General features: G+C 70.5%; 22 protein-coding genes and 1 riboswitch. Of the genes, 10 read left to right on the forward strand and 12 right to left on the reverse strand.

Going from position 1 to position 19686, the window contains the following annotated elements; genetic code table 11:
• Positions 1-90: 90 nt before the first annotated feature.
• Entirely contained in the window at positions 91-783 is a 693-nt protein-coding gene (locus BLW81_RS11485; RefSeq protein ID WP_083407280.1) for an SDR family oxidoreductase, read from the forward strand.
• On the opposite strand, the gene BLW81_RS11490 is transcribed toward BLW81_RS11485, so the two are convergent.
• Both BLW81_RS11490 and BLW81_RS11495 read right to left on the reverse strand, forming a co-directional pair.
• On the reverse strand, positions 780-2429 hold the full coding sequence (locus BLW81_RS11490; protein WP_083407281.1) for a DNA repair helicase XPB: 1650 nt from the start codon (positions 2427-2429) through the stop codon (positions 780-782). The genes BLW81_RS11485 and BLW81_RS11490 overlap by 4 nt on opposite strands.
• A gap of 71 nt (positions 2430-2500) precedes the next feature.
• Positions 2501-2773 (reverse strand): DUF4242 domain-containing protein, encoded by a 273-nt coding sequence (locus BLW81_RS11495; RefSeq protein ID WP_083407282.1) that lies wholly within the window; start codon positions 2771-2773, stop codon positions 2501-2503.
• Between the two features lie 153 nt (positions 2774-2926).
• Here BLW81_RS11495 and BLW81_RS11500 point away from each other — a divergent pair, with 153 nt between their 5' ends.
• Complete coding sequence (locus BLW81_RS11500; RefSeq protein ID WP_083410471.1) at positions 2927-5515, forward strand: ATP-binding protein; 2589 nt, start codon at positions 2927-2929, stop codon at positions 5513-5515.
• Position 5516: 1 nt separating this feature from the next.
• On the opposite strand, the gene BLW81_RS11505 is transcribed toward BLW81_RS11500, so the two are convergent.
• On the reverse strand, positions 5517-7799 hold the full coding sequence (locus BLW81_RS11505; protein ID WP_083407283.1) for a helicase-associated domain-containing protein: 2283 nt from the start codon (positions 7797-7799) through the stop codon (positions 5517-5519).
• 59 nt (positions 7800-7858) lie between these two features.
• Between BLW81_RS11505 and BLW81_RS11510 the strand changes: the two genes are divergently transcribed.
• From BLW81_RS11510 to BLW81_RS11525, 4 genes are read left to right on the forward strand one after another with little or no spacing between them, the layout of a single operon-like run.
• A complete protein-coding gene (locus BLW81_RS11510) occupies positions 7859-8053 on the forward strand; it encodes a hypothetical protein (protein ID WP_157897925.1) in 195 nt (64 codons plus the stop codon).
• Positions 8054-8055: 2 nt separating this feature from the next.
• Complete coding sequence (moaC, locus tag BLW81_RS11515; protein WP_083407285.1) at positions 8056-8535, forward strand: cyclic pyranopterin monophosphate synthase MoaC; 480 nt, start codon at positions 8056-8058, stop codon at positions 8533-8535.
• The gene (locus BLW81_RS11520; RefSeq protein ID WP_083407286.1) at positions 8532-9008 is read left to right on the forward strand and encodes a MogA/MoaB family molybdenum cofactor biosynthesis protein; all 477 of its coding nucleotides are present in this window, start codon (positions 8532-8534) and stop codon (positions 9006-9008) included. The genes moaC and BLW81_RS11520 overlap by 4 nt, the downstream gene beginning before the upstream one ends.
• A complete protein-coding gene (locus tag BLW81_RS11525; RefSeq protein ID WP_083407287.1) occupies positions 9005-9433 on the forward strand; it encodes a molybdenum cofactor biosynthesis protein MoaE in 429 nt (142 codons plus the stop codon). The genes BLW81_RS11520 and BLW81_RS11525 overlap by 4 nt, the downstream gene beginning before the upstream one ends.
• Before the next feature lie 21 nt (positions 9434-9454).
• Here BLW81_RS11525 and BLW81_RS11530 read toward each other — a convergent pair whose 3' ends face one another.
• The 4 genes from BLW81_RS11530 to BLW81_RS11545 all read right to left on the reverse strand — a co-directional run bounded on the left by BLW81_RS11530 (position 9455) and on the right by BLW81_RS11545 (position 12868).
• A complete protein-coding gene (locus BLW81_RS11530; protein ID WP_083407288.1) occupies positions 9455-10693 on the reverse strand; it encodes a transglycosylase family protein in 1239 nt (412 codons plus the stop codon).
• A gap of 10 nt (positions 10694-10703) precedes the next feature.
• Positions 10704-10880, reverse strand: a riboswitch (cyclic di-AMP (ydaO/yuaA leader).
• Between the two features lie 247 nt (positions 10881-11127).
• The gene (locus tag BLW81_RS11535) at positions 11128-11412 is read right to left on the reverse strand and encodes a MoaD/ThiS family protein (protein ID WP_322788824.1); all 285 of its coding nucleotides are present in this window, start codon (positions 11410-11412) and stop codon (positions 11128-11130) included.
• Positions 11409-12467, reverse strand: coding sequence for a GTP 3',8-cyclase MoaA (moaA, locus tag BLW81_RS11540; protein WP_083407289.1), 1059 nt, complete (start codon positions 12465-12467; stop codon positions 11409-11411). Before moaA ends, BLW81_RS11535 begins: the two co-directional genes overlap by 4 nt.
• Positions 12464-12868 carry a YccF domain-containing protein gene (locus tag BLW81_RS11545; protein ID WP_083407290.1) on the reverse strand — a complete coding sequence of 135 codons (405 nt, stop codon included), beginning with the start codon at positions 12866-12868 and terminating at the stop codon, positions 12464-12466. Before BLW81_RS11545 ends, moaA begins: the two co-directional genes overlap by 4 nt.
• A gap of 151 nt (positions 12869-13019) precedes the next feature.
• Here BLW81_RS11545 and BLW81_RS11550 point away from each other — a divergent pair, with 151 nt between their 5' ends.
• Complete coding sequence (locus BLW81_RS11550) at positions 13020-13430, forward strand: cold-shock protein (protein ID WP_083407291.1); 411 nt, start codon at positions 13020-13022, stop codon at positions 13428-13430.
• A 76-nt stretch (positions 13431-13506) separates the two neighbouring features.
• On the opposite strand, the gene BLW81_RS11555 is transcribed toward BLW81_RS11550, so the two are convergent.
• Complete coding sequence (locus BLW81_RS11555) at positions 13507-14361, reverse strand: endonuclease domain-containing protein (protein WP_083407292.1); 855 nt, start codon at positions 14359-14361, stop codon at positions 13507-13509.
• A gap of 114 nt (positions 14362-14475) precedes the next feature.
• On the opposite strand from BLW81_RS11555, the gene BLW81_RS11560 reads away from it, so the two are divergent.
• Positions 14476-15489, forward strand: a complete 1014-nt coding sequence (locus BLW81_RS11560; RefSeq protein WP_083407293.1) for a glutathione S-transferase family protein — start codon at positions 14476-14478, stop codon at positions 15487-15489.
• 6 nt (positions 15490-15495) lie between these two features.
• Here the strand turns inward: BLW81_RS11560 and BLW81_RS11565 are convergent, their stop codons facing one another.
• Positions 15496-15975, reverse strand: a complete 480-nt coding sequence (locus BLW81_RS11565) for a DUF2771 domain-containing protein (RefSeq protein WP_083407294.1) — start codon at positions 15973-15975, stop codon at positions 15496-15498.
• Entirely contained in the window at positions 15972-17558 is a 1587-nt protein-coding gene (locus BLW81_RS11570) for an MFS transporter (protein ID WP_083410473.1), read from the reverse strand. The genes BLW81_RS11565 and BLW81_RS11570 overlap by 4 nt, the downstream gene beginning before the upstream one ends.
• Before the next feature lie 160 nt (positions 17559-17718).
• On the opposite strand from BLW81_RS11570, the gene BLW81_RS11575 reads away from it, so the two are divergent.
• On the forward strand, positions 17719-18480 hold the full coding sequence (locus tag BLW81_RS11575; RefSeq protein ID WP_083407295.1) for a DUF3027 domain-containing protein: 762 nt from the start codon (positions 17719-17721) through the stop codon (positions 18478-18480).
• On the opposite strand, the gene BLW81_RS11580 is transcribed toward BLW81_RS11575, so the two are convergent.
• Positions 18477-18929: an SRPBCC family protein gene (locus BLW81_RS11580; RefSeq protein ID WP_083407296.1), complete on the reverse strand. Its 453-nt coding sequence runs from the start codon at positions 18927-18929 to the stop codon at positions 18477-18479. The genes BLW81_RS11575 and BLW81_RS11580 overlap by 4 nt on opposite strands.
• A gap of 15 nt (positions 18930-18944) precedes the next feature.
• Positions 18945-19187 (reverse strand): DUF2530 domain-containing protein, encoded by a 243-nt coding sequence (locus BLW81_RS11585; RefSeq protein ID WP_083407297.1) that lies wholly within the window; start codon positions 19185-19187, stop codon positions 18945-18947.
• Between the two features lie 61 nt (positions 19188-19248).
• Between BLW81_RS11585 and BLW81_RS11590 the strand changes: the two genes are divergently transcribed.
• Positions 19249-19680, forward strand: coding sequence for an Rv0880 family HTH-type transcriptional regulator (locus tag BLW81_RS11590; RefSeq protein WP_083407298.1), 432 nt, complete (start codon positions 19249-19251; stop codon positions 19678-19680).
• Positions 19681-19686 lie beyond the last annotated feature (6 nt).

The raw sequence follows: 19686 nt of genomic DNA on the forward strand, positions 1-19686 counted from the left end.
GCTGAGAGGAAATCGGTCCCAGCGCCGCGAATCGAAATGGTCGGCCCGCGGCGTTGTGCCCGGCAGCAACAACCACCGAAGGAGTTTCCGATGACGAACAACATCACGGCTCTGGTCACCGGCGCCAACCGCGGTCTGGGGCGTCGGCTGGCCGCCGAACTCGTCGCACGCGGTGCCAAGGTCTACGCCGCGGCCAGGCGGCCCGAGACCATCGACCTTCCCGGCGTGGTGCCGATCCAACTCGACATCACCGATCCCGAGTCGGTGCGCCGCGCGGCCGAGATCGCGGGCGATGTCACGGTGCTGGTGAACAACGCAGGCATCTCGACGCGGGCCAACCTGCTGACCGGCCCGATCGAGGACATCCGCGCGGAGATGGACACGCACTACTTCGGCACGCTGGCCGTGACCCGCGCATTCGTCCCGGTGATCGAGCGCAACGGCGGCGGCGCGATCCTCAACGTGCTGTCGGTGCTGTCGTGGGCGCACCCGCCGACCTCGGGGGCGTACGCGGCGGCCAAGGCGGCCTCGTGGGCGATGACGGACGCGTTGCGCACCGAGCTGGCCCCGCGCGGCATCCACGTCGCCGCGCTGCACGTCGGCTACATGGACACCGACATGGTCAGCTACATCCCCGCCGACCAGAAGTCCGATCCGGCGGCGGTGGCCGAACAGGCGATCAGCGGTCTGCTCGCCGGTGACGCGGAGATCCTCGCCGACGACCTGTCCCGGCGGGTCAAGGCGCAGCTGTCGACCGCCAACAAGGCGGCGACGACGGCCTAGATCGCGGGACCGAGCAGGTCGTCGGCGTCCTGGATGACGTAGCCGTAGCCCTGCTCGGCCAGGAAACGCTGGCGGTGCGCGGCGTACTCGGCGTCGAGGCTGTCGCGCGAGACCACCGAGTAGAACACCGCCCCGCCGCCGTCGGCCTTGGGGCGCAGCAGCCGGCCCAGCCGCTGCGCCTCCTCCTGCCGCGACCCGAACGTTCCTGAAACCTGAACGGCCACACTGGCTTCCGGGAGGTCGATGGAGAAGTTCGCGACCTTCGACACCACCAGCGTCGAGATCTCGCCGCGGCGGAACTGGTCGAACAGCATCTCCCGTTCCGCGGTCTTCGTCGAACCCTGGATGATCGGGGCGTCGAGCTCGGTGCCCAGCTCCTCGAGTTGGTCGAGATACGCCCCGATGACCAACGTCTGTTCACCCTTGTGCTTGTCCAGGATCGACTTCACCACCGCGATCTTGGTGTGCGCCGTCGAGCACAGCTTGTAGCGCTCCTCGGGCTCGGCGGTGGCGTAGAGCATCCGCTCGTTGTCGGTCATCGTCACGCGCACCTCGATGCACTCCGCCGGTGCGATCCAGCCCTGCGCCTCGATGTCCTTCCACGGCGCGTCGTAGCGCTTGGGCCCGATCAGGCTGAACACGTCGCCCTCGCGGCCGTCCTCGCGGATCAGCGTGGCGGTCAGCCCGAGCCGGCGGCGCGACTGCAGGTCGGCCGTCATCCGGAACACCGGTGCGGGCAGCAGGTGAACCTCGTCGTAGATGATCAGGCCCCAGTCGCGGCTGTCGAACAGCTCCAGATGCCGGTACTCGCCCTTGGTGCGCCGGGTGATCACCTGGTAGGTCGCGATGGTGACCGGGCGGATCTCCTTGCGCTCGCCGGAGTACTCGCCGATCTCGTTCTCGGTCAACGACGTTCGGGCGATCAGCTCGCGCTTCCACTGCCGGCCGGCGACGGTGTTGGTGACCAGGATCAGCGTCGTCGCGGACGCCTTGGCCATCGCGGCCGCGCCGACGAGCGTCTTGCCCGCACCGCACGGCAGCACGACGACACCGGAACCGCCCGCCCAGAACGACTCGGTGGCCATCTCCTGGTAGTCGCGCAGATGCCAGCCGTCCTGGCGCAGGTCGATCGGATGGGCCTCGCCGTCGACATAGCCGGCCAGGTCCTCGGCGGGCCAGCCGATCTTGAGCAGCATCTGCTTGACCCGGCCACGTTCGCTGTTGTGCACGATGACGGTGTCGTCGTCGATGCGGGCGCCGAGCATCGGGGCGATCTTCTTGTTGCGCAGCACCTCCTCGAGCACCGCCCGGTCCAGGCTCACCAGGGTCAGCCCGTGCGCCGGATGCTTCACCAGCTGCAGCCGCCCGTACCGGGCCATCGTGTCGACGATGTCGACGAGCAGCGGCTGGGGCACCGCGTAGCGGGAGAACGACACCAGCGCGTCGACGACCTGTTCGGCGTCGTGCCCCGCCGCGCGGGCGTTCCACAACGCCAGCGGCGTGATGCGGTAGGTGTGCACGTGTTCGGGTGCGCGCTCGAGCTCGGCGAACGGGGCGATCGCCGCGCGGGCCGCACCCGCCTGCTCGTGATCGACTTCGAGCAGCACCGTTTTGTCGGACTGCACAATCAAGGGGCCGTCAGTCATTCTGTCCATTATCCCGAAGCCGACGACACCCCCGCCCGCGAGCGCGTGCGGGGGGCCGTCTGGGGGACGCGTCAGCCGGCGCTGTGCGGACCGAATTCGGCGCTGACCTGGCAGACGCTGTCGGCTGGAAACCCGCCGCGGCGCGCGTGCTCGTAGATGGTCTCGGCGTCCTCGGCCTCGTGCACGCAGTACACCTTGTCGCCGGTGACGTAACTGGTCACCCAGGTGTAGTCGACGCCGAGCGAGGCCGCCGCGGTGTTGGAGGTGCGGGCGATCTCGGCCAACTGCTGTTCGGTCAGCTCGCCGGCGCCCGGGATCTCGCGTTCGATGATGAACCGTTTCATGGTGCTCTCCTGTGTGGGGTTGATCGGACCCCGTCACAGTCGCGCGTCGCGGCCGCCGACACATCGGTGGTGGTTCCCTATTTTCGGTCCCCGGCGGTAAAGCCGAACGACATTTGCACTGCTCAGGCAGTGTGCGCCGGATACCATCCGGACGTGAGGCTGGTGGAGCGCGACCGACAGTTCGCGACCCTCACTGCGTGCGCCGACGCCGCGTTGGCCGGAGCCGGGCAGCTGGTCGTCGTCTCCGGGGAGTCCGGCGCGGGCAAGACGGCGTTCATCGAACACTTCGTCGCACACCGGGCCGACGACGCGCGGGTCTTGGCGGCGTCGTGCGACCCGCTGGCCACGCCGCGCCCGCTGGGGCCGGTTCACGACATCGCGGGCGTGCTCGGGGCGCCCGCCCGGGCGGCGCTCACCGACGCCGAGCACGCCTACGACATCTTCGAAGCGGTGCTCACCGACCTGGGCGAGGTGCCCACCATCGTCGTCATCGACGACCTGCACTGGGCCGACCAGGGCACCATCGACCTGCTGCGGTTCGCCCTGCGGCGGATCCACCGCAGGCCGCTGCTGTTGGTGGGGGCCGCCCGCGACGAGGAGGTCGGCCTCGGGCATCCGCTGCGCGCTCTGTTGGCCGACATCGCCCGTGCCGGCAACGCGCAGCTGCTCGCGCTGCCCGCGCTGACCGAGGACGGGGTGCGTGAGCTGGCCGCCGACCGCCCGGTGGACCCCGCGCGACTGCACCGCACCACCGGCGGCAACGCGTTCTTCGTCACCGAGATGCTCGACCACACGGCCGGTGAGCTGCCCGTCACGGTCCGCGACGCCGTGCTCGGCCGCACCGTCGGTCTGCAGGAATCCGACTGGGACGTGCTGAACCTGCTGAGCTGCTCGCCGGAGGCGATCCCCGACCACCTGCTGCCCGCGCTCGGCGTGACGATGCCTCCGCTGCGGCGGCTCCGGGACGCACACCTGATCCGGCGCACGGCGCGCGGCGTGGCGTTTCGGCACGACCTGTGCAGGCTAGCCGTCGCCAGCGTGTTACCGCCGGGCGCCGAACCGCAGCTGCATTCGCGCATGCTGACCGCATACGAGCAGACCGGCGGCGCCGACCCGGCGGTCATGACCCACCATGCGATCGGCGCCGGGGACCGGGTGCGGATCCGCGCCGCCGCAACGGCGGCTGGTTCGGCGTCGTCGCGGTCGGGTGCGCACCGCCAGGCCGCCGAGTTCTACCGGATCGCAATGGAATACGGCGGCGAGCTGCCCGCCGAGGCGGAGGCCGAACTGCTCGAGCTGCTGGCCGCGGAGTACTACCTCACCGATCAGCTCGACGGCGCGATCGAGGCGTGCGGGCGTGCGCTGCGCGTGCGCAGGGCCGCCGGTGCGACGGCCGAACTCAGCGCCGACCATCACGCTCTCGCGGTCTACGACTGGTACAACGCCGACCGTCGTGGCGCCGACGAACACGCGGCGCGCGCGGTCACGGTGCTCGACGACGCCGCTGCCGCGCGGAGCCCGTCGGCGCAGATCTCGCTCGGGCACGGCTTCGCGATGCAGGCCTATCTCGCGATGCAGTCGACCGACCTACGGCACGCCGGTGCGCTGCTCGCGCACGCCAGGGAGATCGCGGACGCGACGCGCGACCCGGCATTGTCGGTGCGGGTCGAGATCATCGAGGGCATCTGCTCGGTGATCGCCGGCGAGGCCACCGGACGCGACACGGTGTTGGCGATCATGCGTTCGGCGCCACGGCATCTCGACGAGATCTACTCCAGCGGCTACACCAACCTGACCTACCTCGATGTCGAACAGCGCCGGCTCGCCGATGCCGCCGAACTGCTGAGCGTCTCGCTGCCGATGACGTGGGAGCGGGACCTTCCGATCTGCCGGGTCTGGCAACTCGGCGCCAGGGGGCGGCTGAGCCTGCTCAGCGGCGACTGGGACGACGCGCTCGTCGATGCCGCGGCGGTACTCGACGCGCCGACCGCACCGCTCGCCCGCACCTGGCCCCACCTGATAGCGGGACTGATCGCGTTGCGGCGCACCGGTGACGACGACCAACAGCTGGACGCGGCGTGGGCGTTGGCACGCCGCTTCGGCGAGCCGGTGCGGGTGCTGCCTGCCGCATCGGCGCTGATCGAACGGGCCTGGCTCACCGGCACACCCGTCGGCGATGTGGCCGACTACCGGCGCATGCTCGAAGAGACGCACCGGCCGGGGCTCGAGTGGGCGCGCGGCGAGTTGGCGGTCTGGCTGATGCGGATCGACCCGACCGTCGCCGCGGACGGCGTCGCCGCGCCCTACCGGTGCTATCTCGACGGCGACACCGCAAGGGCGGCAGAGGAATTCGAGAAGCTCGGCTCACTGTACGAGGCCGCCCTGGCGTGGACGGAGTCAGGTGTGGAGGAACAGGCCCGCCGGGGCCTGGACATGCTCGACCGAATGGGCGCCACCGCCGTCGCGGACAAGGTCCGCCGGGATCTGCGCGCGAACGGGATGAAGGGGGTGCCGTCGCGCCGCCGCCTCAGCACTCTGCACAATCCCGCGGGTCTGACCCGGCGGCAGGTCGAGGTGCTCTCACGCATGGGCGATGGGTTGACGAACACGGAACTGGCTGCGCAGCTGTATCTTTCGGCCAAGACCGTCGACCACCACGTGTCGGCGATCCTGGCGAAGCTCGGCGTCGCCAACCGGCGTGACGCGGTCCGGCGGGGCCGTGAGCTCGGCCTCATCAGCTGACTCAGGCCGGTTCGTCGGCCTCGACCACCGAGGTGATCCGGTGGATCGCGAAGTCCCGGACCCGACCGGAGGCGGGGTCGTAGGCGGTCAATTGCCCGCCGCGCACGTTGATCGGTGCGACGACCCGCTGGGTGGCGACTCCGGCCGGGTCGACGTAGCCGATCACGACCGAGGTCTGCATGTGCGCGGCCTCCTGCAGTTGGGTGATCGCCGCGGCGGGGTCCAGGCGCACGCCGCCGGCGGGTGCGGCAGCGACCTTGCGGAGCACCGCGACGATCGCACTCAGCGTCTGCGGGGTCGGCGTGGGCATCGGGCGGTAGACCCGGCGCCGACCCGACGGGGCGGGCACCCGGGCGCCGCGGGCCCGGATGTCGACGATGGCGCCGGTCGAGTCCTCGGCGGCCGGAGCGAGGCCGGCCTGCCGCAGCGCCGCCAGCACCTCGTTGATCGGCGCCTGCGACACCGCGACCGTCGGCGCGAGCAGCCGCATCTCCAGCGGCTCCACCGCGGGTGCGGCCACCGCCTGGGCCAGCAGCGCGGGGTCTTCGCACCGCACGAAGGACGCCGCCATCCCGACCCGCAGCTGTCCGTGCCGGCGTGCGACGTCGTCGATCAGATACGTCAATCCTTGCGGCACAGGCGTTTTCGAGTGACGTTCGAAGAAGGCGTGCAGCTCGCCTGCGGTTCTGCCGGTGTCGAGCGCCCGCCGGATGGAGGCCTCGCTGATGCGGTACACCATCGCGGCGCCCGCCGACTCGACCGTGGCCACCGACGCCAGCTGTTCGGCGAGGTCGCGGTGCAGCGGGCCGGGCACGACGACGGTCAGGTCGGCCTGCAGCAGGAAGTGGTCGATGGGTGCGGGGAGCACCTTGTCCATCGCCTTGACGACGGCCTCGGCGGCGTCGCCGCTCAGCAGCGCGCGCGCCGGGCCGGCGACTGCACCGCGGCCGACCAACCCCATCGTGTGGGCCTCGGCCAACAGGTCGCCGATCGGTCCCGGCTGCAGCCGCGCGCCCCAGCGCGGTCGATGCCAGATCAACGCGCGCGACGCCGACGTCGCGTCCACTCCTGCCCCCGGCGGCAGATCGGCGAGCAATCCCAGCAGCAGCCGCCGATCCAGCGGCGCCGCGGTGGAGAACAACGAATCCGACAGCGCCGCATACGGTTTCCCGTCGATGCCGCGGGTGCCGATCAGGCTGGGCCTGCCGTGCAGGTCCAGCCACGCGGTGGCCAGCAGATGCCACTTGGTCGCGGTCGACGATTCGATGAACCGGTCGGCGGACACTGTGGGGGCCCAGAACGGTCCGTCGCCGGTGTCGGGTTCGGGTTCGGGCATGCCCGCCGAGATGAGCCCGGCGGCGACGGTCACCTCGAGGAGTAACCCGAGCCGCGGCTCGTCGATGCCGGTCAGCTTGGTCAGCCGTTTCATGTCGCGCACGCCGAGGCCGCCGCTGCGCAACTCGGGAACCGGTGTCGCAGAGAGTGTTTCGATGACCACCTCGACCTCGCGCAGCAAGTCGAGTGCGGCGCCGGCGGCCACCGCGTCGGCGTCGGCTGCCGTCGTCGTGGTCACCACCGGGTCGGGCCGGGTGAGCTCAACCGGACCGGGCAGCTCGCCGCGCAACACCTGGCCGACCAGCCGCGGCAGGATCACCGTGTCGGCGTCGACCTGACGCAGCAGCCCGGCGGCGAGCAGCCGCGGCACGGGCCGCTCCGGCGGGGTGCCGGGCGCGGCGTCGCGGGTCCGTCCGACCGGCGAGCCCTCCAGCAGCTTGCGCAGCAGCTCGGACTGCGCCTCGTCGAGCGCGCCGACCCGGTCGGCGATGTCCTGCGCGGTCGCGCCGGTGTCCTCGACCGTGGCCTGGCCCGGGTACCAGGGCAGCCCCGCCGAGGCCTCGGCGGCCACGCGCACCGTCGCCTCACCCCACACCAGCGCGCGGTCGCGCAGCGCGTCGACGGCGGCGGCGATCGCGGTCTCCGGCGCGCGCTCACCGATCAGTTCGACCAACTTGGTGAGCGGCACCGCCGTGGCGTCGGCATGCAACACCAGCAGCCCGTCGAGCACCGCCAGATGAAGGAAGTCGAGGTCATCGGTGGCGGCCTTGACCGACTGGCGGGCCTGCGCGCGGGCCGCGAGCGCGGCGATCGTCCCCGGCGGAGGCTGTGTCAGGTCGGGTCGCAGTTCCAGCAGCCGGACGAGCCGCTCGTCGGGCAGCTCGGCCAGCCAAGCACCCAACGGGACGCTCGGTGCTGCGCTCCTGCCCTTCGGAGCTTTCTCGGTCATTGCTGACCAGCGTAAAGGAGGACGTCGGTGTCGCCACCGGCCGAGGCATTTGCCACAATGTGGGCGTGGCAGACAACAAAGGGAAGAACCGTTATGTGGACCCGGGCTGGCCGGCGGTCGATGGTGACGACCATGCCGTCAGCGAACTGGCCACCGACCGCACCGGCGCGCTGTCGCCATTCGGTGAGTTGACGTTCCCGTTGCCCTCAGATGACCTGCCGTATGTGCACCCGGTGACGGTCGTCAACCGGTAACGGTGTCCGAGCCGGCTCGCCTCTCACACCTCGACGAGTCCGGGGCGGCGCACATGGTCGACGTGACCGCCAAGGACGTCACCAAGCGCACCGCCGTCGCCGCGGGCACCCTGCGCACCACCGCCGACGTCGTCGCGATGATCGCCGCCGGCGGGCTGCCCAAGGGCGACGCGCTGGCCACCGCAAGAATCGCCGGGATCCTGGCGGCCAAGCGCACCAGCGACCTCATCCCGCTGTGCCATCAACTAGCGCTGACCGGTGTCGACGTCGACTTCGACATCGGCGAGACCGCCGTCGCCATCACCGCCACCGTGCGCAGCACCGACCGCACCGGCGTCGAGATGGAGGCACTGACCGCGGTGAGCGTGGCCGCGCTGACGCTCTACGACATGATCAAGGCCGTCGACCCGGCCGCCGGCATCGACGACATCCGGGTACTGCGCAAGGAGGGCGGCAAGACCGGCGCCTGGACGCGGCCATGAGCACGGCCCGCGTCGTCATCGCCTCCACCCGCGCGGCCGCCGGTGTCTACGAGGACCGCACCGGGCCCGTCATCGTCGACTGGCTCACCGCCCGCGGCATCCCTTCGCCCGCCCCGGTCGTGGTGCCCGACGGCACTGCGGTCGCCGACGCGATCTCCGCTGCGGTCGCCGACGGCGTCGACGTGGTGATCACTTCCGGCGGCACCGGGATCTCCCCGACTGACCGGACCGCGGAGGCCACCGCGGCGCTCGTCGACTATCAGATCCCCGGGCTGGCCGACGCCATCCGGCGCGCGGGCGAGGACAAGGTGCCGACGTCGGTGCTGTCGCGCGGCGTGTGCGGCGTCAAGGACGGCACGCTGATCGTGAACCTGCCCGGCTCACCCGGCGGCGTCAAGGACGGTCTGGGTGTGCTCGACGGCGTGCTCGAGCACGCGCTCGACCAACTCCGCGGAAAGGACCACCGGCGATGAGCGCCCGGGTGCTGCGCGCCGACCTGTCCGAGCATCGGATCGACGCCGGTGAGCACGAGGCGCTGGTGGCCGACGCCGGTGCCGGTGCCGTCGTGAGCTTCGCCGGCGTCGTGCGCAACCACGACGGCGGCCGCGACGTCACCCGGCTGGAGTACTCGGCGCACCCCACCGCCCCGCAGACGCTCGCGGAGGTCGTGGCCGAGGTGGCCGCGGAGGCAACCGGTGTGCGCGCGATCGCGGTCAGTCACCGCGTCGGCGCATTGGAGATCGGCGATGCCGCGTTGGTCGCAGCGGTCGCCGCGGATCATCGGGCGGCAGCCTTCCAGACGTGCGCACACCTGGTGGACGTCGTCAAGGAACGACTCCCGGTGTGGAAGCACCAGTTCTTCGCCGACGGCTCCGACGAATGGGTCAACTCCGCGTGAGGTCGGCCTAGCGGCCGACGATCACGCCGGCGGCAGGATCGGAGCCGGTGCCGGGGCGGCCGGATCCACCGGCAGGTTCGGCGCGGCACCGCCCGGGGCGTCCGGCGTGGTGAGCGGACGCTGGGTCAGCGCGAGCAGTGCGTCCTTGCCGGTGATCTCCTGCGTCTGGATCGCGTGCCAGATCTCCTTGAGGTAGGAGACGTTCGGGCTGTCCGTGGCGACCTGCGCACGGTCGACCGTCGTCCCCGGCGGGAGGTTCTGCGGGCTCACCAGATGCGGGACCTCCGGTGCGGCCGGCGCGACGAGCGGGTCGACCGGCGCCGGAGCCGGGGGAGCCGGCTGCAGCGGCGCATCGGCGGCGGTCAGCGACCACAGCTGCGGCTGCTCACCGGGAGCCGGGGCGTCGGGGGCGACGTCCCAATTGGCGACGGCCTGCGCCTCGATCGGCGGAGCGAGCGGATCGGTCACCGGCGGAGGCGGCGGCACGGGCGCGGCCAGCGCGTCGAACGGCGCGGGTTCGGGCGCGGGCGGCGGTGCCGGAGCGGGCAGCGGCGCGGGGGCGGCCTGCGCGTCGACGGGTGCCGGCGGCGGCGGGGCCGGCACAGGCGGGGGCGGCGGCACAGGAGCGGCCAGCGCCTCGACGGGTGCGGGCGGCAGCGGGGCCGGGGCCGGCGCAGGCGGGGGTGGCGGCACGGGCGCGGCCAGCGCGTCGGCGGGTGCCGGAGGCGGCGGCGGTGCGAACGGATCGACCGGCGGCGGGGGCGGCGGGGCCGGTGCGGCCAGCGCATCGAACGGCGGAGGCGGCGGCGGCGGAGCAAACGGGTCGAGCGGCGGCGGGGGAGGCGGCAGCAGGTTGTTCACCGCGTCGATGGCGTCGTCGACGACATTGCGCGGCGTGGCGCCCGACAGGCCCCGGCCGCACGTCGGCCAGGCGCCCTTGCCCTGGCTGGCGAGCACGCGTTCGGCGACGGCGATCTGCTCTTCCTTGGTGGCCAGGTGCGCGGCGGGGGCGTACTCACCGCCGCCGTGGCCGGACCAGGTGCTCGGGGCGAACTGCAGGCCGCCCTGATAACCGTTGCCGGTGTTGATGGCCCAGTTGCCGCCGGATTCGCAACTGGCGACCTGATCCCATTCCCCGTCGGTCGCGGCGTTGGCATGCCCCGCCAGGGCGAGGCTGCCGGTTCCCAGAACCGCGCCTGTGAAGGCGACTTTCGCGACGTTTACGGCTGATGCAGTGGGCTTGCGGTGCCGTCCACTCATAAGCGAGCCAATATCCTCTCGTCGGCGCCTGCGAGGTCAGCTGTCGGGTTCGGGCTGGAGAGGTTGCCCGGCCGCGTCGCGAACGACGTCGGCTTCACCCCAAGGAGCCGCTGGCTCCTGGTCCGTCGACACGGTGGACCGGTTGGGTCCCCCGCCTCCATCCTTTGGTGTTCGTCGGTTCCGTGGTCCAGCGGATGGAGCTCGGCGCTGCTGGGCACGGGCGGCCAGTCGATTTGGGGCGACCGGCCTGGGACAGAACCGTATCGGCTCGCGCAGGGTGCGTCATCTTTGGCGAATAACGGCGTTTCCTGTCGCGGCAAATATTAAAGGGGCTCTAAATCGCCAGGATTTTTCGGCGTTTACGCAGGACCAACGGGCGCTCAACCGCGCCGTAGCCAGGCTGTGACCATTCCGTTATGTGACCGAAATCACCGTTATCCGCCCGCGAACGGGGGAAGAACATCGACCGTCTGGTTGTCACCCAGCCGGGTCGCGTCGTCGCGCGCGGCGACGCCGTCGATCAGAAACGAGCAGCGTTTCAGCACTTTTGCGAGATTCTCGTCGCGGTCGGAGAGCTCGGCGGCGAGGTCGGCGAGCGTCGTGTCCGGCCGAAGCCGAATCGTCTCCTCTTCGTTACCCGCGGCGGCGCGTGCGGCGGCGAAATAGCGAACGGTCACCTCGAGAGTGCGGGTGGTCGTCATCGTCGTGTCCTCACTCATCCGCCGATGGCGCTCATCGGCCGGTCGGGCTGGACGAAGCCGGGGTCGTTGATGCCGTGTCCGGCGGCCTTGGCCCACATCGCGGTGCGCCAGGCCGCCTCGACAGCGGCGTCGTCCGCGCCGGAACGCATGAGTAGCCGCAGGTCGGTCTCCTGGCGGGCGAACAGACAGTTGCGGACCTGGCCGTCGGCGGTCAGCCGGGTGCGGTCGCAGGCGGAGCAGAAGGCGTGCGAGACCGACGCGATGATCCCGACCGTGCCCGGGGTGGCCCCGCCGACGCGCCACAACTCGGCGGGCGCCGAACCGCGCGGTGCGGTGTCGGGGCTGAGCTCGAAGTGCTGCTGCAGCGTCTCGAGGATCTCGTCGGCGCCGATGGCCCGTCCGCGTTGCCACTCGCGGCCGGCGTCCAGCGGCATCTGCTCGATGATGCGCAGCTGGTATCCGTGTTCGAGGCAGAACCGCAGCAGCGCGACGGCATCGTCGAGCCCGGTCACCGGGTCGAGGACCGCGTTGACCTTGACGGGGTCCAGGCCCGCCGCTTTGGCCGCCGCGAGCCCGGCCAGCACATCGGGGAGGCGGTCGCGGCGGGTGATCGCGGCGAACCGCGCCGGGTCGACGGTGTCGAGGGAGACGTTGATGCGCTTGAGCCCGGCCTGCCTGAGCGCGTCGGCGCGCCGCGCGAGCCCGATGCCGTTGGTGGTCAGCGTGATCTCGGGCTGCGGGCGCAGCGACGCGGTCGCGGCGATGACGTCCTCGAGGTGCTTGGCCACCAGGGGCTCGCCGCCGGTGAACCGGACGCTGGTGATGCCCAGCCGCTCGACCGCGATGCGCAGCAGGCGGGTCAGCTCCTCGGGGCGCAGCAGCCGGTCGGACTCCAGCCAGTCCAGCCCTTCGGCGGGCATGCAGTAGGTGCAGCGCAGATTGCACCGATCGGTCAGCGAGACCCGCAGATCGGTCGCGACCCGGCCGAACGTGTCGATCAGCGGCCCGTCGGTGGGAGCCGACGTGGCGGGCGCCGAGGCGATGGCGGGCAGGCCGAGGCCGACGACGGTCATGCGAACGCCCGTTCCGGGTTGGCCACCGAGTCGACCGGCACGATGTCCTTGCCCAGCGGCATCAGCGACACGGGGATCAGCTTGAGGTTGGCAAGCGCGAGGGGGATGCCGATGATCGTGATCGCCATGGCGACCGCGGTGATGATGTGGCCGATCGCCAGCCAGATGCCGAACAGGATGATCCAGATGACGTTGCCGATCAGGGCGCCGGGGCGGGGGCCGGGCTTGTCGACGACCGTGCGGCCGAACGGCCACAGCGCGAACACCGCGATCCGCAGCGCGGCGAAGCCGAACGGGATCGTGATGATCAGGACGAAACAGATCAGCGCCGCGAGCAGGTAACCCAGCGCCAGCCACAGGCCGCCGAAGATCAACCAGATGACGTTCAACAGCAGTCGCATGTGGGCGTTCTTCTCCTCCGGCAGTGGTCCCAGCCTACCGATACTGGGGTGCTGGCGAGGTCGAGGTCAGAGTAGGATCGGACACCACGCGTCCCGGCGCATACGGGGCGCTTTCCTTATGTAAGTAGTAGACGACAAGCGGGTGAGTTCAGTGCCGACCGGCCGGGTTAAGTGGTACGACGCCGAAAAGGGCTTCGGTTTTCTGTCGCAGGAAGACGGCGAGGACGTCTACGTCCGGTCGTCGGCGCTGCCCACCGGTGTCGAGACCCTCAAGGCCGGCCAGCGCGTCGAGTTCGGGGTGGCCGCCGGCCGCCGCGGCCCGCAGGCGCTCAGCCTGAAGGTCCTCGAGCCGCCGCCGAGCCTGTCCCGGACCCGTCGCGAGGCCGCCGCCGCGACACACAAGCACAGCCCCGACGAGCTGCACGGAATGATCGAGGACATGATCGTGCTGCTCGAGAGCGCTGTGCAGCCCGAACTGCGCAAGGGCCGCTACCCCGACCGCAAGGTCGCCCGCCGGGTGTCGGAAGTGGTGCGCGCGGTCGGCCGCGAACTCGAGTCGTAGGTCCTGGGCTGGGCTCGAAACTGAGTTTGTGCGCGAAGTTTCGCCGGTTCTTGAGACGTAACCTCAGTCTCGGCGCTCAGACGATCGCGCCCGCTTGACGCAGCGCGGCCCTGACCCGCTCGACGATCGTGTGCGGCCGGTAGCGCAGGATTTCCGCGCTCACCCGAATGATGCGCCAGCTGAGCGCCTCGAGCCTGGCCTGCCGATCGATGTCGGCCGCCCGGGTCGCGGGATCAGACCAGTGCTGCTCGCCGTCGTACTCGACGCCGACGTTCCACTCCGGCCATCCCATGTCGATACGCGCGACGTGACCCAGTCGGTCGTAGACGTTGATCTGGGTGTGCGACGGTCGGAGACCGGCGTCGGTCAGTACCAGCCGCGTCCTCGTCTCCTGGGGAGACTCCGCGCCGGCATCGGCAAGCTTGATGACTTCACGTAACTGCTCCAGTCCCCGCGCGCCGCGGTGACACTCGATCAGTGCCGCGACGGCTGAGAGTTTCAGCGGCGTCACCTGCAGCAGCGCGTCGACGCGGATGACGGCCAGCGTCCGGCCCGCGCGGCGGCCGAGGTCGAACGCCGTCCTGGTCGGGGTGGTGACGGGCAGCCCGCGCACGACGGTTACTTCCTCCGGCGTGAGAGTGTCGTTGCGCAGCACGATCCCAGACGTCTTGTGCTGGCTGCGCTGGTTGAGTTCGGCGGGTAGTCGCGCGTCGATCCACTTGGCGCCGTGCATCGCGGCGGCCGAGACACCGACGATCGTCGCCCGGCGGTGCGACCACAACCAGGCGGCGTGGGCCTTCTGCACTGGGGTCAGTGATTGCCCCGATGGGACGTAGACGTTGCGGTACACCGCGTCGTAGCGGGTGGCCAACTGGTAGCGGTTCAGCAGTCCCGCCGCCAGCGCCTCGCTACCCAGGAATGGCCACTCCACGTCAGTAGGACGGCACCCAGCGCCCGCCGGTTCCCTCGGCGAAACTGAGCTTGTGGATGAGGTTTCGCCGCCTGAACGCGCATAAGTTCAGTTTCGGCGGGGAAGAATCGCCTCATGGCATATGTGGCCGACAAGTCCGAGTCCGGCGGCGAGTTCAACCGCGACACCAAATACATCGGCACCCGCATCACCGCCGACGGGCGTGACGGCTATCCGGTCGAACCGGGCCGCTACCGCCTCGTCGTCGCGCGGGCCTGCCCGTGGGCCAACCGCGCGATCATCGTGCGACGGCTGCTCGGCCTCGAGGACGCGTTGTCGATCGGGTTCTGCGGGCCCACCCACGACGAGGACAGCTGGACGTTCGACCTCGATCCCGGCGGCGTCGATCCGGTGCTCGGCATCCCGCGACTCAAAGACGCCTACCTGAAACGGTTTCCGGACTACGCCAAGGGCATCACGGTGCCCGCGGTCGTCGACGTACCCAGCGGGCAGGTCGTCACCAACGACTTCCCGCAGATCACGCTCGACTTCTCCACCGAGTGGACGCAGTATCACCGCGACGGCGCCCCGCAGCTGTACCCGGAGGACAAGCGCGATGAGATCGACGAGGTCGCCCAACGCATCTACACCGAGGTGAACAACGGTGTGTACCGCTGCGGGTTCGCCGGTTCGCAGGACGCCTACCAGAAGTCCTATGACCGGTTGTTCGCCGCGCTGGACTGGCTCTCGGAGCGCCTCGAGCGGCAGCGTTTCCTGGTGGGCGACACGATCACCGAGGCCGACGTGCGGCTGTTCACCACGCTGGCGCGCTTCGATCCGGTGTACCACGGGCACTTCAAGTGCAACCGCGCGAAGCTCTCGGAGATGCCGGTGCTGTGGGCGTACGCACGCGACCTGTTCCAGACGCCGGGGTTCGGCGACACCATCGACTTCGTGCAGATCAAGCAGCACTACTACATCGTGCACACGGACATCAACCCGACGCAGGTCGTGCCGAAGGGGCCGGACCTGTCCAACTGGCTGACACCGCACGGACGAGAAGCGTTGGGCGGCAAGCCGTTCGGCGACGGAACCCCGCCGGGGCCGGTCCGCGAGGGCGAGCAGGTCCCTGCCGAGCACTCCGCGTAGACCGGATCAGGACCACACCGTGCGCACCGACCACTCGGCGTGCGGGGCGGGTACCTCCTCGCCGTCGACGCGGATCAGCGTCGGCAGCATCACCGTCAGCCCGGTCAGCTTGCCGCGCCGCGCGTCGACCGTCGGGATCGTGACCGCCAACCGCGTGCCGGGGCGGAACTCCTCGACGACGTCGTCGTCCTCGTACTGGCGCAACAACACCCACGGTGCCTTGCCGATCGCCGGCGGCACGGACAACTGCACCGCCCCGCGTTCGGTGACCGGCAGTTCGCCCTGATCGGCGAACATCTCGCAGTCGGTGGGGTCGAACACCTGGCAGTACCGGTACGGCCCGACCCGGACCGCTTGACCATGCGAAAAGGCGCTTATCTCAGGGTATTTCGCCGGCGGTTCGGCGCTGAGCCGCCACAGCAGCAGGCCGGTGCCGATCGACGCCAGCAGCACGACGGCCGCGAGCGCGGCGAGTCCACGCTTCACTCCCGGCCCACCGCCGCCGCGTCGGCCCGCACGCCCTCCCGCTCGGCGAACACCGGTCGATTGCCGCCGAAGCCGGGAATCAGCGACCCGCCGCGATAGCTCACGACCGTCTGCGCCAACCCGAGGATCAGCACCGAGGTGATGGCCGTGAACCCGATCCACAGTTCGGTGTAGACGAGCACGCCGACGGCACCGCCCGCGACCCAGGCCAACTGCAGCACCGACTCCGAACGGCCGAAGGCCGACGCTCGCGACGCCTCCGGCAGGTCGTCCTGCAGCGACGCGTCCAGCGACGCCTTGCCGATCGCGCTGGCCCCCGACGTCAGCAGCGTGGCCACGGCGGCCACCAACAGGTTGCCGGTCAGCGCGGCCGCCAACCCCGCAGCGGCCACCAGCGTCGTGCACCGCACCACCATTTGCGCGGGTCTGCCGAGCTTGAGTCGGGCGGCGGTGAAGTTGCCCACGAAGTTGCCGATCGCGGCGGCGGCGCCGATCAGCCCGAGGATCCGCAACTGCTCCCAGCCGCTCGCATCGTGCGACTTGGCGACGAACGCGGGATACAGGAACAGGAACCCGACCATCACCCTGATCGTGCAGACGCCCCACAGCGCGGTGATCACGTTGCGGCCCAACGGCTGCCGCGCCGATTCCGGTGACGGCTGCTGCTCGGGCCTGCGGCGCAGTTCGCCGGTGCGGCCGTGATAACTCAGCGTCGCGGGCACCTCGCCCTCGGTGACCTCCACCCACTTGGGGATCCGCATCGACAACGCCGCACCCGCCACCGACACCGCCACGATCACGTACAGCGCGCCGGGGGCGTCGAACAGTTTGAACAGATACTCCGCGCCCGCGGCGATCCCGCCGGCCACCATGGTCCCGCCGAGCAGGCCGAACATCGTCAACCGCGAGTTCACCCGCACCAGATCGATTGTGGGCGGCAGCACCCGTGGGGTGACGGCGCTGCGCAGCACGCTGAACGACTTGCTCAACACCATCATGCCCAGCGCGCACGGGTAGAGCACCCACGACGGGAAGCTGCCGGTGGCGCCGTCATAGTTGGCGATCAGCACCAACGCCAGCACCGTGCGCAACGCGAACGACGTGGCCAGCGCGACGCGGCGGCCGTGCTGCAGCCGATCGAGCGCCGGACCGATCAGCGGGGCGATCACCGCGAACGGCGCGATCGTGATCAGCAGGTACAGCGCGACCTTGCTCTTGCTCTCGCCGGACGCGGCCGCGAAGAACAGGGTGTTGGCCAGCGCGACGGCCATCGCGGCGTCGACGGCGAAGTTCGCGACCACGGGCCACGTCAGCGCCGTGAGCCCGGACTTGTCCGCGCCGTCGGCGGTGGCCGCGCGGTGCACCAGGCCGTACATCTTCGAGCCCATCTCGCGGCTGCGCTGCGCGGCCGCCCGGGTGACGGTCACCTTCTCGCCGGCCCGCTCGCCCACACCGCGGGGTGGGGGCGGGTTCTGGAATTCGCGGACCGGTTCGTCGAGCGGCGGCAACCACCGGTTGGCGCTCGGCGACGGTCCGCTGCGCCGCGGCCTGCGGTATGTGCCGTCGCTGGGATAGTTGGCCATCCCGGGGTGTTCCTGGTCGTCGGCGGGCGGGCGCGGCGGGTAATAGCGAGGGTCACGCCGCGGTCCGGTCACGCCTCCGATTCTCCACCATCGAAGCGGTGACGGGCGTGCAGGCAACCGGTGTGGCTACCGGTTCACCGGTCAGGCACTATTAGGGGCGATGGACAGCGTGACCGAATCCGCCGAGCGCCCGGACCTGGAGGCAGTGCTTCTGGGTGCCGTCGATGACGCGCGCGCGGCGATCGTCGAGTTCAGTGGTGAGGACACCGTCGGCGAATATCTGGGCGCCGGCTTCGACGACCCGACCGCGGCCACTCATCGGTTCCTCGCCGAGCTGCCCGGCTACCGCGGCTGGCAGTGGGCCGTCGTCGTCGCGGCCTGGCCGGGCGCGGACCACGCCACCATCAGCGAGGTCGTGCTGGTGCCCGGACCGACGGCGCTGCTGGCGCCGAAGTGGGTGCCGTGGGAGGAGCGGGTCCGCCCGGGCGACCTGAGCCCCGGCGACCTGCTGGCGCCGCCTGCCGAAGATCCCCGCCTGGTGCCCGGCCACGTCGCCTCGGGTGATCCCGAGGTCGACGACCTCGCGGCCGAGATCGGGCTGGGCCGCCGCCAGGTGCTGAGCCTGTGGGGCCGCACCGACGCCGCGCAGCGCTGGCACGACGGCGAGTTCGGACCCGGTTCGGCGATGGCGCGCTCGACGCGCCGCGTCTGCCGCGACTGCGGGTTCTACCTCCCGCTGTCCGGGTCGCTGGGCCGGATGTTCGGCGTCTGCGCCAACGAGTTCTCCGCCGACGGACACGTCGTCGACTCCGAATACGGTTGCGGCGCACACTCGGACACGCCGCAGCCGGCCGGTGGCGGCTCGCCGCTGTACGACCCGTACGACGACGGCGTGCTCGACCTGACCGAGCCCGCCGACTAGCGCTCCGCCGCCGCCTTGATGCGCGCGAGCGACTCGTTCATCCCCTCGAGCAGCTCACGCTCGAAGCTGGGCACACCACCCATCGCGGCGTTGACCAACATCGTGGACACCGGCTTGATGCCGTTCTCGGCGTGCCGGGTCTCCACCAGCCGGGTGCCGGTCTGCGTCGGCTCGAGTTCGTAGCTCCACACCGTGTTGTTCTCGTTGACCCGGAACGCCAGCTTCTGCTCCGGCACGAACTCGGTGATCTGGCTCGTGGTGGGCCAGAACAAGAACTTGCGACGGTTCAGGTTGATCGTGCGGGTGCCGGCACGCGGCGGCCCGAACGCCTTCATCAGCCGGCACTGCGGGCTCCACTGGGGCATGTTCTTCAGATCGGAGACCAGGCCCCACACCTTCGCCACCGGGGCGTTGATCTCGATTTCGGCCTGCAACAGCGGCGCTGCCATCGCTTCCTCCCGTCGTCAGGTCAAACCACTCTGGGCACCACGTGATCCGCGGCGCACGGCGCGACGTTGCCACATCACGATCGATGTGCCAAGCACGCCGACACCGAGCCCGGCCACCGTGTACGGCCGCCACTCGTGCCACTCGGCGACGGTGAATGCCAGGATCGCCGCGACGACCCAGCCCACCGTGATCACGACGATCACCGGCTCCGGCTTGAGCAGTTTCGGCGGCAGGGCCGGGGGTTGTGGCGCGCTCATTGCTATGAAAGGTAGTCCATTGTGCTGACGTACTGCTTCACCAGTCGATACCCTTTGCCATGTGAAGGATGGCGACTGTCGGCTTGCCAGCGACCTGTCGCTCGCGGTTATTCGACTCGCGCGTCAATTACGGTTCAGGCGACCGGATTCCCCGATTTCACTGTCGCAGCTGTCGGCGCTGACCACCTTGGCCAAGGAGGGCGCGATGACGCCCGGCGCGTTAGCTGTGCGGGAGCGGGTGCGGCCGCCGTCGATGACGCGGATCATCTCCTCGCTGACCGATCTCGGATTCGTCGTGCGCACCGCACATCCCGGCGACGGTCGGCAGGTGCTGGTGTCGGCGGCGCCGTCCGGTATCGACCTGATCGAGGACGAGCGGCGCGCCAGCCAGGAGTGGCTGAAGGCGCGGTTGGAGAGCCTCGACGACGAGGCGCGCAAGACGCTGATGGCCGCCACCGAGTTGCTCACCGCCATGGTCGACGAAACCGTCTGAGCCACA

Source organism: Mycolicibacterium rutilum (assembly GCF_900108565.1).
GTDB classification, from domain to species: domain Bacteria; phylum Actinomycetota; class Actinomycetes; order Mycobacteriales; family Mycobacteriaceae; genus Mycobacterium; species Mycobacterium rutilum.

Excerpts from the sequence above, each read along its gene's own strand:
- BLW81_RS11525 (WP_083407287.1), top strand. The coding sequence starts at position 9,005 with ATGAGCGCCCGGGTGCTGCGCGCCGACCTGTCCGAGCATCGGATCGAC.
- BLW81_RS11570 (WP_083410473.1), bottom strand. The coding sequence starts at position 17,558 with ATGGCCAACTATCCCAGCGACGGCACATACCGCAGGCCGCGGCGCAGC.
- BLW81_RS11490 (WP_083407281.1), bottom strand. The coding sequence starts at position 2,429 with ATGACTGACGGCCCCTTGATTGTGCAGTCCGACAAAACGGTGCTGCTC.
- BLW81_RS11580 (WP_083407296.1), bottom strand. The coding sequence starts at position 18,929 with ATGGCAGCGCCGCTGTTGCAGGCCGAAATCGAGATCAACGCCCCGGTG.
- BLW81_RS11535 (WP_322788824.1), bottom strand. The coding sequence starts at position 11,412 with ATGAGTGAGGACACGACGATGACGACCACCCGCACTCTCGAGGTGACC.
- BLW81_RS11505 (WP_083407283.1), bottom strand. The coding sequence starts at position 7,799 with ATGACCGAGAAAGCTCCGAAGGGCAGGAGCGCAGCACCGAGCGTCCCG.
- BLW81_RS11585 (WP_083407297.1), bottom strand. The coding sequence starts at position 19,187 with ATGAGCGCGCCACAACCCCCGGCCCTGCCGCCGAAACTGCTCAAGCCG.
- BLW81_RS11530 (WP_083407288.1), bottom strand. The coding sequence starts at position 10,693 with ATGAGTGGACGGCACCGCAAGCCCACTGCATCAGCCGTAAACGTCGCG.
- BLW81_RS11495 (WP_083407282.1), bottom strand. The coding sequence starts at position 2,773 with ATGAAACGGTTCATCATCGAACGCGAGATCCCGGGCGCCGGCGAGCTG.
- BLW81_RS11520 (WP_083407286.1), top strand. The coding sequence starts at position 8,532 with ATGAGCACGGCCCGCGTCGTCATCGCCTCCACCCGCGCGGCCGCCGGT.
- BLW81_RS11485 (WP_083407280.1), top strand. The coding sequence starts at position 91 with ATGACGAACAACATCACGGCTCTGGTCACCGGCGCCAACCGCGGTCTG.
- BLW81_RS11575 (WP_083407295.1), top strand. The coding sequence starts at position 17,719 with ATGGACAGCGTGACCGAATCCGCCGAGCGCCCGGACCTGGAGGCAGTG.
- BLW81_RS11545 (WP_083407290.1), bottom strand. The coding sequence starts at position 12,868 with ATGCGACTGCTGTTGAACGTCATCTGGTTGATCTTCGGCGGCCTGTGG.
- moaA (WP_083407289.1), bottom strand. The coding sequence starts at position 12,467 with ATGACCGTCGTCGGCCTCGGCCTGCCCGCCATCGCCTCGGCGCCCGCC.
- BLW81_RS11560 (WP_083407293.1), top strand. The coding sequence starts at position 14,476 with ATGGCATATGTGGCCGACAAGTCCGAGTCCGGCGGCGAGTTCAACCGC.